The 15,735-nt window shown below is 69.1% G+C and carries 10 protein-coding genes; 5 read left to right on the top strand and 5 right to left on the bottom strand.

Features of this window, described 5'->3' with window-relative positions; all coding sequences use genetic code 11:
• Positions 1-157 precede the first annotated feature (157 nt).
• Positions 158-2,143: a M56 family metallopeptidase gene (locus ABE423_RS04045; protein WP_293797238.1), complete on the bottom strand. Its 1,986-nt coding sequence runs from the start codon at positions 2,141-2,143 to the stop codon at positions 158-160.
• 3 nt (positions 2,144-2,146) lie between these two features.
• Positions 2,147-2,533, bottom strand: coding sequence for a BlaI/MecI/CopY family transcriptional regulator (locus tag ABE423_RS04040; RefSeq protein WP_004133922.1), 387 nt, complete (start codon positions 2,531-2,533; stop codon positions 2,147-2,149).
• Positions 2,534-2,723: 190 nt separating this feature from the next.
• Here ABE423_RS04040 and ABE423_RS04035 point away from each other — a divergent pair, with 190 nt between their 5' ends.
• Positions 2,724-3,800, top strand: coding sequence for a serine hydrolase domain-containing protein (locus tag ABE423_RS04035; protein WP_346485062.1), 1,077 nt, complete (start codon positions 2,724-2,726; stop codon positions 3,798-3,800).
• A 72-nt stretch (positions 3,801-3,872) separates the two neighbouring features.
• Here ABE423_RS04035 and ABE423_RS04030 read toward each other — a convergent pair whose 3' ends face one another.
• Positions 3,873-4,979, bottom strand: coding sequence for an SDR family oxidoreductase (locus ABE423_RS04030; RefSeq protein WP_293797231.1), 1,107 nt, complete (start codon positions 4,977-4,979; stop codon positions 3,873-3,875).
• Between the two features lie 194 nt (positions 4,980-5,173).
• Between ABE423_RS04030 and ABE423_RS04025 the strand changes: the two genes are divergently transcribed.
• Complete coding sequence (locus ABE423_RS04025; protein WP_293797228.1) at positions 5,174-5,482, top strand: hypothetical protein; 309 nt, start codon at positions 5,174-5,176, stop codon at positions 5,480-5,482.
• On the opposite strand, the gene ABE423_RS04020 is transcribed toward ABE423_RS04025, so the two are convergent.
• Positions 5,460-6,515, bottom strand: a complete 1,056-nt coding sequence (locus ABE423_RS04020; protein WP_293797225.1) for a DNA topoisomerase IB — start codon at positions 6,513-6,515, stop codon at positions 5,460-5,462. The genes ABE423_RS04025 and ABE423_RS04020 overlap by 23 nt on opposite strands.
• Before the next feature lie 111 nt (positions 6,516-6,626).
• On the opposite strand from ABE423_RS04020, the gene ABE423_RS04015 reads away from it, so the two are divergent.
• The 3 genes from ABE423_RS04015 (at position 6,627) to ABE423_RS04005 (ending at position 13,180) form a co-directional block, all read left to right on the top strand.
• Positions 6,627-7,016 (top strand): I78 family peptidase inhibitor, encoded by a 390-nt coding sequence (locus ABE423_RS04015; protein ID WP_004133799.1) that lies wholly within the window; start codon positions 6,627-6,629, stop codon positions 7,014-7,016.
• 175 nt (positions 7,017-7,191) lie between these two features.
• Positions 7,192-11,646: a glutamate synthase large subunit gene (gene gltB, locus ABE423_RS04010; protein ID WP_293797218.1), complete on the top strand. Its 4,455-nt coding sequence runs from the start codon at positions 7,192-7,194 to the stop codon at positions 11,644-11,646.
• A gap of 88 nt (positions 11,647-11,734) precedes the next feature.
• Positions 11,735-13,180 (top strand): FAD-dependent oxidoreductase, encoded by a 1,446-nt coding sequence (locus tag ABE423_RS04005; protein ID WP_014035469.1) that lies wholly within the window; start codon positions 11,735-11,737, stop codon positions 13,178-13,180.
• On the opposite strand, the gene ABE423_RS04000 is transcribed toward ABE423_RS04005, so the two are convergent.
• Positions 13,166-15,574: an ATP-binding protein gene (locus ABE423_RS04000; RefSeq protein WP_201119265.1), complete on the bottom strand. Its 2,409-nt coding sequence runs from the start codon at positions 15,572-15,574 to the stop codon at positions 13,166-13,168. The two genes, ABE423_RS04005 and ABE423_RS04000, sit on opposite strands and share 15 nt — an antisense overlap.
• Between the last annotated feature and the right edge of the window lie 161 nt (positions 15,575-15,735).

Below are 15,735 nucleotides of genomic sequence, written 5' to 3'. Positions count from 1 at the left end.
GCCGGGGGGGGCGCCCCCACGGGGGGGGGGGGGCCGGGGGGGCCCGCGGGGCGGGGGGGGGGCGGGGGGCGGGGCCCGCCGGGGTTGTGCGCTCCCGGGGGGTGGCCCGGCCGGGGGGGCCCCCCCCACTGTCCCGCCGCGCGGCCGGCACTACCGCTCAGAGGCGCTCGGCCTTGCCGCTGGCCAGTGCGCGCGCGATCACCTGCTGTGCCTGCTGCGATGCCTGCGCATGCACGCGTGCCTGACGCTCGCCCAACGCGGCCTGTTGGCTGCCCAGTGCCGCCTGTCGGCTGGCCAGTTCAGACTGCTGGCTGGCCAGGCGCTGCATGTCACGGGTGCGGCCGGATTGCGCGGCCTCGCTGCGGGCTTCCTGCATTGCACGACGTGCCTCAACGGCGGCCTCGCGTGCAGCCTCACGTGCAACGGCCATATCGCTGGTCGCACCACGCGCCGCCTTCGCGGCTTCTGCGGCGGCCTCACGGTTGATGTCGTGGGCGGCCATCGCGCTGCGCGCTACCTCAGCGGCGGCCAGCGCAAGGCGGCGTGACTCCTCACCCTGCAGGCGGCCCATCTCACCCATCTGCCTGCCGAGTTCGCCCTGCTCGCGACCCAGCGCACTCTGCTGGCGGCCCAGTTCGCTCTGCTGGCGACCGAGGTCTGCGGCGCCGCTGTAGGCGCGCTGCAGGGTCTGGATCAGCATCGGGTCGCGCACCACATAGCGCTTGTCGCCCTGGCGGAACCACAGCGCCGGCCCCTTACCGAGCTGCCTGCGGGCCACCGTTACATCGTCGATGCCGCCATTGGCGAAGGTCGAATCACCATCGACCAGCACGTAGGCCTGCAACGGCGACTTGCCGAGATCCAGGCGCCCGTAGGTGGTGATGGAGGTGGTGTGGGAAGTCGAATGCTCACTGTGCATGTCGGTATCCACATCGACATCCACGTCGACCGCCACATCGGCATCGTCCGGGCCTGACAGCGCCTCGACATCGGCCGGCTCGGCAGGCGGCGCGGGCGCCACCGGCACCGCCGGAACGCGCGCGGACGACGGAGGTGCCGGCGGAGCCTTCGGCGGCGGCGGCACCACGGCCTTCGGTGCGGCCGGCGGCGCGGGCGGTGCCGGTGGCACTGGCGCAGCGACCAGCCGCATCGGTGCCACGCCCACCAGCACCACGACGGCGGTCAGTGCCATCGCCAGAATGCGCGGGCAGGCCCGGCGCGGCTGCAGCGAGAGCAGGCGACGCTTGAGGCTGGTGGTGTTCGGCGCGGCGCTGGCCACGCCCAGGTGTGGCTGCGGTGCCACGCCCAGCTGCAACAGCAGGCGGCCATAGGCCTGACGGCTCGCGCCATGCTGGCCAACCACGGCCGCATCCACCGCTTCTTCGCGGGCCTGTGCGTATTCGCGCACCGACAGGCGCAGCAGCGGGTGGAAGAAGAACAGGTGCTGGGCCAGTGCGGGCAGCAGGCCCCACTGCAGGTCACGCCGCTGCAGGTGTTGCAGTTCGTGGGTCAGTGCCAGGTCCAGCGCATCACCCTGCAGGGCGTTGTCGCCGGCCGGCAGCAGCAGCACCGGGCGGAACGGCCCGACCAGCTGCGGTGCGTCCACCTGCGCGCTCATCCACAGCCGCGGCGCAGGGCGTACGCCGTGGGCATCGGAGGCCAGCTGCAGCGCCTGCACCAGCGCCTCGTCCTCGCAGGGATAGGCGGCAGCCAGCAACGCCCGGCAGCGGCGCCATTCACCAAAGGTGCGCAGGGCCATCAGCAGCACACCGGATGCCCACAGCGCAGCCAGTGCAACGGCCCACCACGCAACTGCCGGCACGTCCGCTGCAGGCACCGGCATCGCCGCCAGCAGCTGTGCCGAGGCTTCCGGTGCCAGCGGGTAGACCAGATCTGCGGCAACGTCGGTGGCGGTCATCGCCACCGCCTGCGGTGCGGGCAACCAGGCCAGCTGCAGCGGCTGGCTCCAGAACAGGCCGAGCACGGCCTGCAGCGACACCAGCCACCACAGGCGGCAGCGGGTGGCTGCCGACAGCGACGGCAGCGCGCGGCACACGCCGTACACCAGGGCCACCAGCAGCACGGTCTGCAGGCTGGTCCAGCCCAGCCGTTCCAACAACGGGATCAGCATCGTGGTGTCCATGGCTCAGCCCTCGTGGCGGCGCGATTGGAGTTCGGCGACCAGCGCTTCCAGCTCGGCCAGCTCGTTGTCGCTGACCTGCTGGCGCTGCGACAGGTAGGCCACGAACGGCGACACCGAGCCCTGCAGGGTGTTGTCGACGAACTGGGCCACTGCACCCTGCAGCACGCTTTCCGGGCCACGCGTGGCCTGGTAGCGGTAGACGCCGTCCTGCTGCTGGCGACGAAGATACCCCTTCGCCCGCAGCCGCTCCATCATCGTCAGCACGGTGGACCGGGCCAGGCCACGGGCCTCGCCGTAGCCACTGGCGACCTCGCCGACGCTGGCCGGCGCATGTTCATCGATGTACTGCAGCAGGGCCAGTTCCTGGTCCCCGATCGTCTTGCCACGCATGACACCACTCCCTTGACTACACGTGTCGCCACTGTCTGCGTGACGACAACTGTAGTCAACCCCCCGGAAGTCATGGGCCGACGAACGGTAGGCACACCTCGCGCTTAAACCTTTGACGCGCCCGCTGCATCCGATCCTCGACGCCCCGCCGGAATCCCGCATGTTCCACCCAATGCTTCGAGTCGTGCTGATGCTCATCACTGCCCTGCCCTTCGCCGCCATCTCCGCCATCTCCGCCAGCCAGGACCAGGCCAACGACCAGACCCGCCGGCTGATCCGCCAGATCATGCTGGAGCAGCGCATTCCCGGGCTGCAGGTCGCGGTGATCAAAGACGGGCAGATCGTGTTATCCGAGGCCTACGGCCTGGCCAATGTCGAGAACGGTGCGCTCGCCTCGCGCGACACCCGCTTTCCGCTCAATTCGGCCACCAAGGCGTTCACCGGCTTGGCTGCCGCTCAGCTGGCCCAGCAGGGGCAGCTGGATCTGGACGCGCCGGCCTCGCGTTACCTGGATGATCTTCCGGCAGCGTGGAGAGACGTACGCGTACGCCAGTTGCTTGCGCATACCTCAGGCCTTCCGGACATCCTTGATGCGAACGGGCTGTTGGGCGGTGGCTCCGAAGCGCAGGCGTGGACAGCCGTCACTGCGCGGCCGGTCGAAGCCGCACCCGGGCAGCGCTTCGCCTACAACCAGACCAACTACGTACTGCTGGCACGGATCATCGCGCAGCAATCCGGCATGCCCTACGAACGTTTCCTCGCCACCGGCCAGTTCAGCAGCGCGCGCATGGCCCGCACCACCTTCGGCGACAGCTACGACCTGATTCCGGATGCGGCGACGATGTACAGCTTGGCCCCGCGTGCCACCGACGCTGCGGATGCACCGTCCCGCCTGTCGCACTGGTTCTACGACATGCCGCCTTCACTGTGGGCCGGTGGTGGCATCCTCACCACCGCCGACGACACCGCGCGCTGGCTGGTCGCGTTGACCGACGGGCGCCTGCTTCAGGATGCAGCTCGGAAGAGGATGTGGACCGCAGAGCGCCTCACCGATGGCCGTGCCGGCCCATGGGCGGGCGGCTGGCCGGTGCTGCGCACATCGCCCGACCTGCAGGTGGCCGGTATCGGCGGTGCGCGCTCGGCCTTCGTGGTCTATCCCGACCGCGACGTCGCGGTGGTGGTGCTGACCAATCTGGTCGGTGCCAATCCACAGCAGTTCATTCCGCGCATTGCCGATCTTTATGCGCCTGCGGTGACCGTGCCCTGAGGCTGCCGGCCAGCGGCCGGCACTACCGGAGCATCGGCCGCGCCGACGGCCATTTCCGGCAGAATCGGTGCGTCAGCCGTGCGGCCCGCCCATCACCGGCAGGATCACCCCGCTGATGTAGCTGGCACAGACCGGCGAGGCCAGGAATACATAGGCCGGCGACAGTTCTTCAGGCTGTGCGGGCCGCCCCATGTCGCTGTCCTTGCCGAACTCCGCCACGTCCTCCGCCGGCTTGTCGGCCGGGTTCAGCGGCGTCCACACCGGTCCCGGCGCCACGCAGTTGACCCGGATGCCACGTGGTAGCAATTGGCTCGCCAGCGATTTGGTGAACGCATGGATCGCGCCCTTGGTGGCCGAGTAATCGATCAGCGCCTTGCTGCCGAAGATTCCCGTTTCCGATCCTGTGTTGATGATGCTGGCACCCTCGCCCAGATGCGGCAGTACCGCGCGCGCCATCTGTATGTAACCGCCGATGTTGGTCTGCAGGGTTTCCTGCAGATGCGCGTCTTCCAGGTCTTCCAGCCGCTCGCAATGCAGCTGGAACGCGGCATTGTTGACCAGGATGTCGATGCCGCCGAACGCCTTGGCCACCTGCTTGACCGCCTTGTTGCAGAAGCGCGGATCGCGCACGTCACCGGCGATCACCACGCAGCGGCCGCCTTCGCGCTCCACGTGCTGGCGGGTGATGTCCGCGTCCTCGGCCTCGTCCAAATGCAGTACCGCCACATCGGCGCCTTCGCGTGCGAACAGTACTGCCACCGCACGGCCGATACCAGAATCGCCACCGGTGATGATCGCGCACATGCCCTGCAGCTTGCCGCTGCCGGCGTAGTCCGGTGCAAGGAAACGCGGCGCCAGCTCCAGTTCGTGTTCATGCCCAGGCTTGGCCAGCTGCTGCGCCGGCATCGCCTCCGGTTGCCGGCGCGCACCGGCCTGGGTCGCGGTCTTCTTCGTTGCTTTTTTTGCCGCGCGCACGTCCTTGGCCTTCTCCTGGTCCTGCAGGCGCCGCTGCCGGGCCGCGACGCGCGCTGCGCGTGGATCGCTGGCGGCCGCCTTACGGGTGGCGGTCTTCACCACGCGCGGGCGATCGGGGGCGGCGACAGTCTTGCTTGCGGTGCTGCCTTTGCGCACCTTCGGCGATGCCTTGCGGCGGGCGGGGGTCTTCTTGGCGGTGGCCATGCAGGTCTCCTCGGGGGGAATGGGGTTGCCGGCCAGCGGCCGGCACTACCCGGGGCGGCATCCGCCGCGCCTGCAGTGTCTCCACCTATGCTGTTGGCGGCAGTGAGCGCACCGTGTCCACGATGTGCACGGCATTCATTCCGCCACCACGTCTGACGTCGCACCCTGCACGCAATCAAACAAGGAACGCCTCCATGAAACTTGCCATCGCCACCGCCGCCGCCTGCTTTGCCCTTGCCGCCTGCAGCAGCACGCCAATGGCGCAGGTGCAGCCGATCGACGGCGTCATTTCCGGGCAGTGCCACAGCGACATGGTGCGCGGCGCACTGGGCTTGGCCGCTTCGGATGCCACCGTGGCCCGCGCACGCGTGGACAGCGACAGCCTGCATGTGCTGGTGCTGCGCCATGACGGTCCGCGGGTACCGCCGGCCAGCGAAGGCGGCGACCGCCTGACCATCGAAAAGGGCCGCACCAACAACATCACCGCGATCTACTGCGGCTGAGCCGGCGCGCCCTGCGCAGCACGCGCAGGGTGGCCTGTTCCCACTGGCGCGGCCCACGCAGGCCGGCCAGCTTGGCCAGTTCACCGCGCTCCCAGCCGGCGAACACGCACGGGTCGATGTAGGCCTTGCGGCACACCGCCGGAGTGTTACCCAGCAGCGATGCCACTTCGCACACCACCGCGCGCTGCGCCTGCCCCAGCGCGCGCTGACTGGCCGGTTCCGGCAGTTCGGTGGCGGCAAACGCTTGCACCGCCGCCACCGTGCCACCCCAGGTGCGGAAATCCTTGGCAGTGAAGTCCTCGCCCATCACCTCGCGCAGGTAGTCGTTCACCGCGCCGGAATCCACCGGCTGCAGCGCACCGTCGTCATCGCGGTACTGGAACAGCGCCTGTCCCGGCAGCTGCTGCAGGCGCCGTACCAGCAGCCCCAGCCTGCGGTCGCCCACGGTCACCTCCTGCAGCTGCCCGGACTTGCCGCGGAAGCGCATGCGCACCCGGCCGCCGCGCAGCAGTTCCAGATGGCGGTTGCGCAGTGTGGTCAGTCCGAACGAACGGTTCTGTTGTGCATAGGTTTCATTGCCGACCCGAACCAGGGTGTCCGCCAACAGCGCCACCACCATGGCCAGCACCTTTTCCTGCGGAAACCCAGGTCGCTTGAGATCCCGCGACAACCGCCGCCGCAGCGTAGGCAAGGCCTCGCCAAAGGCGATGATGCGGTCGAACTTGCCGGCGTCGCGCTCCTTGGCCCAGTCGGCGTGGTAGCGGTACTGCTTGCGTCCGCGTGCATCGCGGCCGGTGGCCTGCAGGTGGCCGTTGGCGTGGGCGCAGATCCATACGGCGGTATACGCCGGCGGAATCGCCAGCGCCCGGATGCGTTGCAGGGTGGTGGCGTCGCGTATCGCGTGGCCATCGGCATCGCGGTAGCTGAAACCCTTGCCGGCGCGGCGCCGGCTGATGCCCGGCTGGGTGTCATCGACATAGCGCAGGCCGGCCGCGCGCGCGGCCTGTCGTTCGGGGGTGGAGGGGGTTGGCATGTCGGTAGTGTCGCCGTCGCCATGCCGCGATCCTGTCGATAACACAAGACAAACACGTGAGGGCCGGTTCGCCGCTATGCTCGGGTCTTCACAACCCCTTCCGGAGTCATGATGTCGTTCCCGATTCGCGCCCGTTCGCTCTCCGCCCTGTTGCTGCCGGCCGTGCTGGCGCTGACCGCCTGCCAGGCACCGGCGCTGGATGAACAGGATTCGGCCACGGCCCACGCCCAGCAGGCCGCCGAAGCCGCCAAGGCGCCGGCCGACGAAGCCGGCAAGGCCACCGAGGCTCCGCCGGTCGGCACCTGCGATGCCAGCCAGGTGCAGAGCCTGGTCGGCCAGACCTACACCGACGCGCTGGGCAAGCAGGCGCAGGAAGATGCCGGCGCCAACCAGGTGCGCGTGCTCAAGCCCAACGACGTGGCCACGATGGAGTTCCTCGGCGACCGCCTGAACATCGAAGTGGACGCCAAGGGCGCCGTCAGCGGCGCGCGCTGCGGCTGAGTCCGGCCCCGCGCCGGCACTGGGTTGCCGGCGCGTTCTGTTGCACCTGCAACCGTGTATTGCGGCGTTGCAGCAACCTGTGATCTAGTCGAGGCATCCGGTGGCCTCACGATGCGCTCCAGGGATTGAGCGGGCTTGAGTGTCCCCGTTCAATTCATTCCGCATCGAGGTAGAGATGGCCCCCCGCAACCGCCAAGGGCTTTACGACCCGCGCTCCGAGCGCGATGCCTGTGGATTTGGCATGGTCGCCCAGCTCGACGATCAACCATCGCGCCTGTTGGTTGATACCGCCATCGCCGCGCTTTCGCGCATGACCCATCGTGGCGGTGTCGCCGCCGATGGCCTGACCGGCGATGGCTGCGGCCTGCTGCTGCGCCGCCCCGATGCGTTCCTGAAACTGCTGGCCAGCGAAGCCGGCATCGCGGTCGCTGCGCGTTTCGCCGCCGGCCTGGTGTTCCTGCCGCACGACGCCGACGCGGCGCAGGCCTGCCGCGCGCAGCTGCAGGCGCAGGTGGAAGCGGTCGGCTGCAAGGTCGCCGGCTGGCGCGAGGTGCCCACCGATGACAGCGTCTGCGGCCAGCTGGCGCGCGACACGCTGCCGCGCATCGAGCAGGTGTTCGTCGACGCCGGCATCGGCCAGGACGATGCCGGCTTCGCGCTGGCGCTGTTCCTGGCCCGTCGCCGCAGCGAACAGCAGCTGCGCGAACACGCCGACTTCTACGTCACCACCCTCACCCCGGATGCGATCAGCTACAAGGGCATGGTGCTGCCGGACAAGCTCAGCCGTTTCTTCCCGGACCTGCAGCGCCGCGAGCTGGCCTCCAGCGCGATCGTGTTCCACCAGCGCTTCTCCACCAACACGCTGCCGCGCTGGCCGCTGGCGCACCCGTTCCGCATGCTCGCCCACAATGGCGAGATCAACACCATCGAAGGCAACCGGCGCTGGGCGCAGGCGCGCAGCAAGGTGTGGAAGACGCCGCGCTTCGACATCGGTGAATTCGACCCCGTCATCTCCATGCACGGCTCTGACTCGCAGAGCCTGGACAACATGCTGGAGCTGATGGTGGCCGGTGGCATGGAGCTGATCCAGGCGCTGCGCATCCTGGTGCCGCCGGCCACCCAGTCGCTGGAATTCAAGGATCCGGACCTGGCCGCGTTCTACGAATTCCACGGCCTCAACAGCGAGCCGTGGGACGGCCCGGCCGGCATCGTTGCCTGTGACAGCCGCTACGCCGTATGTACCCTCGACCGCAACGGCCTGCGCCCGGCGCGCTGGATGCTGACCGCCGACCGCCACTTCCTGGTCGCCTCCGAAGCGGGTGTGTGGGAAGTGCCGACCGAGCGCGTGGTGCGCAAGGGCAAGCTCGGCCCCGGCGAAATGGTGGCCATCGATCTCAAGCGCGGTGACCTGCTCGACTCCGATGCGGTGGATCGCATCAACCGCGGTCGCGCGCCGTACAAGCAATGGCTGCAGCAGGGCGTGACCTACCTGCAGACCGAACTGATCGATCCCTCGCTGGTGGAGGAACCCTTCGACGAAGGCACGCTGCGCAGCTACCACAAGCTCTACCAGCTCAGCAGCGAGGAAGTGGAGCAGGTGCTGCGACCGCTGGCCGAGACCGAGCAGGAAGCCACTGGCTCGATGGGCGACGACACGCCGATGGCGGTGCTGAGCCAGCGCAGCCGCCCGCTGTACGACTACTTCCGCCAGGCCTTCGCGCAGGTCACCAACCCGCCGATCGATCCGCTGCGCGAAGACTGCGCGATGTCGCTGTCCACCCAGCTCGGCAGGGAGACCAACATCTTCCACGCCGGCCCGGAGACGGTGAACCACGTCATCCTCAACTCGCCGGTACTGAGCCAGCGCAAGCTGCGCCAGCTGCTGAAGATGGACCAGTACGTGCAGGCCAACCGCCTGCTGGACCTGTCCTACAGCGAAGACGAGGGCCTGCGTGCCGGCATCGAGCGCATCTGTGCCGAGGCCGAACAGGCCGCGCGCGACGGCATGGTGATGCTGCTGCTGTCTGACCGCTACCCGGTGGCCGGACGGCCGATGGTGCATGCGCTGCTGGCCACCAGCGCCATCCACCATCACCTCTCGCGGCTGGGCCTGCGCTGCGACGTGAATCTCATCGTCGAGACCGGCACCGCGCGCGACCCGCACCACATGGCCTGCCTGCTCGGCTTCGGCGCCACGGCGGTGTATCCGTACCTGGCCTACCAGACCCTGTTCGATCTGGGCCGACGCGGCATCCTCAAGCTCAGCAAGGGCGGTGAGCAGTCGCAGATCGGCCGCCGCTACCGCAAGGGCGTGTACAAGGGCCTGTCGAAGATCATCTCGAAGATGGGCATCTGTACCGTGGCCAGCTACCGCGGCGCGCAGCTGTTCGAGATCATCGGCCTGGAACCGGAAGTCGTGGACCTGTGCTTCCCGGATACCGCTTCGCGCATTGGTGGTGCCGGTTTCGCGCGCCTGGATGCCGACGCACGCGAGCTGTGTGCGCAGGCCTGGGATGCGCAGCAGGACGTGGATGTCGGCGGCCTGTTGAAGTACGTGCACGGCGGCGAGTACCACATGTACAACCCGGACGTGGTGACCACCCTGCAGCGCGCGGCGCGCAGCGGCGATCCGCGTGCCTGGCAGCAGTACTGCGATGCCGTGCACGCGCGTCCGCCGTCGGCACTGCGCGACCTGCTGGAACTGGTGCCGGCCGCTGCGCCGACACCACTCGATGACGTGGCGCCGGCCAGCGAACTGTTCCCGCGCTTCGATACCGCGGCGATCAGCCTGGGTGCACTGTCACCTGAGGCACACGAGGCGCTGGCGATTGCGATGAACCGCCTCGGTGGTCGCAGCAATTCCGGCGAAGGCGGCGAAGATCCCGCACGCTATGGCACCGCCAAGCGCAGCAAGATCAAGCAGGTGGCCTCAGGCCGCTTCGGCGTCACCGCCGAATACCTGGTCAATGCCGAAGTGCTGCAGATCAAGGTCGCGCAGGGCGCCAAGCCCGGCGAAGGCGGCCAGCTGCCCGGGCACAAGGTCAACGAGCTGATCGCGCGGCTGCGCTACGCGCGTCCAGGCATCGGCCTGATCTCGCCGCCGCCGCACCACGACATCTATTCGATCGAGGACCTGGCGCAGCTGATCTACGACCTCAAGCAGGTCAACCCGACCGCGCTGGTGTCGGTGAAGCTGGTCAGCCATGCCGGCGTCGGCACGATTGCCGCGGGCGTGGTCAAGGCCGGAGCGGACCTGATCACCATCTCTGGCCATGACGGCGGCACCGGTGCCTCGCCGGTCAGCTCGATCCGCTATGCCGGCGTACCGTGGGAACTGGGCGTGGCCGAAGCGCACCAGGCGCTGCTGGCCAACGACCTGCGCGGGCGTACCCTGCTGCAGACCGACGGCGGCCTGAAGACCGGCCTGGACGTGGTCAAGGCCGCGCTGCTGGGCGCGGACAGCTTCGGCTTCGGCACCGCACCGATGATCGTGCTGGGCTGCAAGTACCTGCGCATCTGCCACCTCAACAACTGTGCCACCGGCGTGGCCACCCAGGACGAGCGCCTGCGCGAGAACCACTTCACCGGCCAGCCCGAGCGCGTGGAGAACTTCTTCCGCCTGCTGGCCGAGGAAGTGCGTGGCTGGCTGTCGTACCTGGGCGCACGTTCGCTGGAAGAAATCGTGGGCCGCACCGACCTGCTGCGGCAGATCGAGGCGGCGCCGCGCGACGGCGTGCGCGTGGACCTGTCACGCCTGCTGGCCGATGCCCGCTACGAGGGCAGTCACTGTGCCGCGCAGCGCCTGTACGAATCGCCGGACAGCCTGGCCACGCAGATGGACGGCCTGCTGGCCCCGGCCATCGAACACAAGCGCGGTGGCGAACACCGCTTCCTTATCCACAACACCGACCGCAGCATCGGCACCCGCCTGGCCGGTGCGGTGGCACGCGCACACGGCAACCAGGGCATGGCCGAGGCGCCGCTGGAACTGCGTTTCCGCGGCAGTGCCGGGCAGAGCTTCGGCGCGTTCAACGTCGGTGGCCTGCACCTGGAAGTGGAAGGCGAAGCCAACGACTACGTCGGCAAGGGCATGGCCGGCGGCCGCCTGGTGGTGCGTCCGCCGCGCGGCGCCCGCTTCGAGGCACGCAGCACCGCGATCATCGGCAACACCTGCCTGTACGGCGCCACCGGTGGCGAGCTGTTCGCCGCTGGCCGCGCCGGCGAGCGTTTCGCGGTACGCAATTCCGGCGCGCTGGCGGTGGTGGAAGGTGCCGGTGACCACTGCTGCGAGTACATGACCGATGGCGTGGTGCTGGTACTGGGCAAGGTCGGCCTGAACTTCGGTGCCGGCTTCACCGGTGGCCTGGCCTACGTGCTGGACGTCGACCGCGATTTCGTCGACCGCTACAACCACGAGCTGATCGACATCCATCGCGTCTCCGCCGAGGGCTTCGAGAACTACCGCCAGCACCTGCACCGCCTGATCGGCCGCCACCGCGAGCTGACCGGCAGCATCTGGGCGCAGCAGATCCTGGACGAGTTCCGCGATTACATCGGCAAGTTCTGGCTGGTCAAACCGAAGGCCGCCAGCATCGAGTCGCTGACCGAAACCCTGCGACGCGCCGCGTAACGGTAGTGCCGGCCGCTGGCCGGCATCCCAGGATCACGTAGTGCCGGCCGCTGGCCGGCAACGTTCCCCCCGCATTCCAGAGCCCGCCATGAGCCGCAAGCACGCCTTCCAGTTCCTCGATCTGCCCCGCACCATGCCGCAGCGCATTCCGGTGGAACTGCGCACGTCCGGCGACTGGGGCGAGCTGTATGGCAAGTTCGGCAAGGAGGACGCCCAGTACCAGGCCGGTCGCTGCCTGGATTGCGGCAACCCCTACTGCAGCTGGAAGTGCCCGGTGCACAACGCCATTCCGCAGTGGCTGCAGCTGGTGCAGGAGAACCGCATCCACGAAGCCGCCACGCTGTGCCACAGCACCAACCCGCTGCCGGAGGTGTGCGGCCGGGTCTGCCCGCAGGATCGACTGTGCGAGGGCAGCTGCACGCTGGAGGAATTCGGTGCGGTCACCATCGGTGCGGTGGAGAAGTACATCGTCGATACCGCGCTGGCCAGCGGCTGGCGCCCTGACCTGGGCGCGGTGCAGCCCAGCGGCCACAGCGTGGCGGTGATCGGCGCCGGTCCAGCCGGCCTGGCCTGCGCCGATCGCCTCGCCCGCGCTGGCATTGCCGCCGTGGTCTACGACCGCTATGAGCAGATCGGCGGCCTGCTGCAGTTCGGCATTCCCAGCTTCAAGCTGGACAAGGACGTGATCCACCGCCGCCGCGAAGTGCTGGAGGGCATGGGCGTGCAGTTCCGCCTCGGCGTGGAGATCGGCCGTGACCTGAGCGTGCAGCAGCTGCTGGACAGCCACGACGCGGTGTTCGTCGGCACCGGCGCCTACCGCTACACCGATGGTGGCCTCGACGGCCAGGACCTGAAGGGCGTGCTGCCGGCCCTGCCGTTCCTGGTACAGAACAGCCGCATTGTGGGCGGCGATGACCCGAAGGGTCGGCCGATTGCCGGCTGGGAAGACACCATTGCCCTGCCCGACCTCAACGGCAAGCGCGTGGTGGTGCTCGGTGGCGGCGATACCGGCATGGACTGCGTGCGCAGCGCGGTGCGGCTGGGCGCGGCCAAGGTCACCTGTGCCTATCGCCGCGACGAAGCCAACATGCCCGGCAGCGCGCGCGAAGTGGCCAATGCCCGCGAAGAAGGCGTGCGCTTCCTGTTCAACCGGCAGCCGCTGTCGATCGAAGCCGGCGCCGACGATGAAGTGATCGGCGTGACCGTGGTGGAAACCCGGCTGGGCGAGCCCGATGCCAACGGCCGCCAGAACGCCGTGCCGATCGAAGGCAGTGAATCGCTGCTGGAAGCGGACGTGGTGATCATCGCCTTCGGCTTCTCACCGAGCGTGCCGGCGTGGCTGGCCGAGCTGGGCGTGGAAGGCCAGTCCAACGGACGCATCGTGGCCGGCGGCAAGGACCGCCTGCCATTCCAGACCGCGCATCCGCGCCTGTTCGCCGGTGGTGACGCGGTGCGCGGTGCTGACCTGGTGGTGACCGCCGTGGCCGAAGGCCGCGATGCCGCCGCCAGCATCGTGCGGCTACTGGCCCACTGAGTCCGGTACCAGCAATGCCGCCAGCAGCGCCCGCAGTGCGTGCGGCTCCACCGGCTTGGCCAGGAAGTGGTCGATGCCAGCCGCACGACAGGCTTCGCGGGTGCTTTCCATCACGCTGGCGGTGAGCGCGATGATCGGCACCTGCGCACGCGCCGGGCAGGCATCGGCACGGATCGCCCGTGCCAGCGCGAAGCCATCCATGCCCGGCATGTGGCAGTCGGTGATGACCAGGTCGAACGGCTGCGCCTGCCATGCTTCAAGCGCCGACCGTCCATCGGTACAGGCGTGGACCTGCAGCCCGAGCGCACACAGGTGCTGCTCCAGCAGATGCAGGTTGGTGGGATGGTCTTCAGCCATCAGCACGCGCGCCGCCGGCAATGGACGCTCGTCCGCAACCGCCGGCGCGGGCGCGGCCACGGGTGCCTCACAGGCATCCAGGTCCAGATCCAGCCACACCGTGGTGCCCTTCCCGGGTGAGCTGCGCAGCTGCAGCTCCGCCCCCATCGAGATCGCCAGCTCGCGGCAGATCGCCAGGCCCAGCCCACTGCCGCCGAAGCGCCGCGTGGTCGAGCGCTCCGCCTGGGTATAGGCAGCGAACACCGCCTGCTGGCGCTCCTCGCTGATGCCCACGCCGCTGTCGCTTACCTGCAGGCGCAGCCGCTGGCCCCAGTCGCGTTGCTGCAGTACCTGCACCTGCAGTTCCACGTGGCCGTGCCGGGTGAACTTCAACGCGTTGCCGGCCAAGTTGAACAGGATCTGGCGCAGGCGCAGGCCATCGGCCAGCGATCCCGGCTGCATCTCCGGATCAAGCACCACCTGCAGGTGCAGGCCTCGGCTGGCGGCCACCGGCATCAGCAGCTGCTGCACCGCGCGCACCAGTGCCGCCAGGTCGGTGGGCCGCAGCTGCAGTGGTGCGCCCTCCAGGCGTTGGCTGTGCAGTACATCGTCGAGGATCTGCCGCAGCATCCGCGCGGCATCATCGACGGTGGCCAGCACCTGCTGCTGGCGCGGCTCCAGCCTGCTGCCCGCCAGCCGTTCGAGCATGCCCAGCAGCGTGCTCATCGGGGTGCGGATCTCGTGGCTCATCGTTGCCAGGAAGTGCGCCTTGGCCTGTGCCGCCTGCTCGGCCTCGCGGCGCGCTTCGGCCAGCGCGCGGGTACGTGACTGCACCTCACTGACGTCGATCCAGTAGCCGCTCCACTCGACGTCGCTGTCGTCGCAGGACAACGGCCGCCCATGCGAGCGCACCCATCGCCAGCCCTGTGGCGAGCGGGTGCGGAAGGTGACGTCGATCGGGCCACGCGCCAATGCAGCCATCTCGACGCAGGCCATCACCTGGTTGCGGTCATCCGGGTGGACCGCGGCCAACAACCGCTGGTGATCGATCCGCGCGGTCTCCACGCTGATTCCGAACAGGGCCTGCACGTCCCCGGCGATCTGCGGAAAGCTGTAGTGGCCGCCCGCCGAACGACGCGCCTGGTAGACCACCGCCGGCAGGTTCGCGGTCACCTCCTGCAGGCGCTGCTCCACCCCTCGGCGGCGCACGCTCTCGCGATGGACCCGCCAGTAGCCGAAGGCATGGACCAGCGCCAGGGCGAGCAGGATGAGCGAGGCCGGCACCAGCCAGCGCAGGGGCGACGATGACGGAGCATTGCGCGGCCGGTCCGGCAGCCAGGCCGCGCGGATCTGATCGCGTTCGGTGTCGGTCAGCTGCGACAGCGCCTGTTCGAAGCCGGCGATGACATCGGCGCAGGCGGGCGTGGTCGCCAGCACCAGGGCATCATCGAATCCGGCCGGCGCGGCGATCAGCAGTGCATCGCCCTGGTAGCGGCGCAACGCCGCCTCGACGTCGCCGAGGTTGGCGACCACCGCATCGACCAATCCGGTACCCAGCAGCGGGAGTGCATCGTCCAGCGCTGCCGGAGGCAGCAGCTGTGCACCCGCTGCCTGCTCGGCCAGCAGCCCCTGCAGCGGCACCCGGCTGGGGCTGGCCACAATGCGTCCACGTAGATCTTCCAGGCCCAGCACCGGCGGCGCATCCTCCCGGCGCACGATCACCTGTGGCAGCTGCAGGTAGGGCGTGCTGACCACCCATCCGGCAGGCAGTTGCGAGCGTGGCCATCCCAGCAGCGCCTGGGTGCCGGCCGGCAGCTCGTCCCGGTCCACGCTGGTGGCCGGCACGGGCAACAGCTGCAGTGGCCGTTGCCCGCCCAGCAGCTTCAGGTACGCCGCGCCGAGCCCCCGGGCTTCGCCCTGTTCGCTGGACGACAAAGGAGCACGGTCGGACGGCCAGGCGATGCGCAGCGGTGTGCTGCAGCCCGTGGCGGAGGCCGCGGCAGGCAGCAGCAGGCTGGCCATGACAGCAATGGCTGCCGGGAAGCCGGCGACATTCACGGTAGGCATCCTCATCTCGCGGGCGGAAGGAACGGCCGCGCTGCGGTACCGCTGCCTGCCACGCTATCGACGCCCGGGCCGACGGCAATGAAGAAAGTTGTAAAAGCATCCAGATGGGGGAATGCCGACATACACTGCCGCCTTCACCCGTACCTGCGGAG

This window comes from Stenotrophomonas sp. TWI1409 (assembly GCF_039673015.1).
Lineage (GTDB): Bacteria > Pseudomonadota > Gammaproteobacteria > Xanthomonadales > Xanthomonadaceae > Stenotrophomonas > Stenotrophomonas maltophilia_A.
This window is presented reverse-complemented; position numbering and strand designations above follow the sequence as displayed.

Excerpts from the sequence above, each read along its gene's own strand:
- ABE423_RS04030 (WP_293797231.1), bottom strand. The coding sequence starts at position 4,979 with ATGGCCACCGCCAAGAAGACCCCCGCCCGCCGCAAGGCATCGCCGAAG.
- ABE423_RS04035 (WP_346485062.1), top strand. The coding sequence starts at position 2,724 with ATGCTCATCACTGCCCTGCCCTTCGCCGCCATCTCCGCCATCTCCGCC.
- gltB (WP_293797218.1), top strand. The coding sequence starts at position 7,192 with ATGGCCCCCCGCAACCGCCAAGGGCTTTACGACCCGCGCTCCGAGCGC.
- ABE423_RS04005 (WP_014035469.1), top strand. The coding sequence starts at position 11,735 with ATGAGCCGCAAGCACGCCTTCCAGTTCCTCGATCTGCCCCGCACCATG.
- ABE423_RS04015 (WP_004133799.1), top strand. The coding sequence starts at position 6,627 with ATGTCGTTCCCGATTCGCGCCCGTTCGCTCTCCGCCCTGTTGCTGCCG.
- ABE423_RS04020 (WP_293797225.1), bottom strand. The coding sequence starts at position 6,515 with ATGCCAACCCCCTCCACCCCCGAACGACAGGCCGCGCGCGCGGCCGGC.
- ABE423_RS04040 (WP_004133922.1), bottom strand. The coding sequence starts at position 2,533 with ATGCGTGGCAAGACGATCGGGGACCAGGAACTGGCCCTGCTGCAGTAC.
- ABE423_RS04045 (WP_293797238.1), bottom strand. The coding sequence starts at position 2,143 with ATGGACACCACGATGCTGATCCCGTTGTTGGAACGGCTGGGCTGGACC.
- ABE423_RS04025 (WP_293797228.1), top strand. The coding sequence starts at position 5,174 with ATGAAACTTGCCATCGCCACCGCCGCCGCCTGCTTTGCCCTTGCCGCC.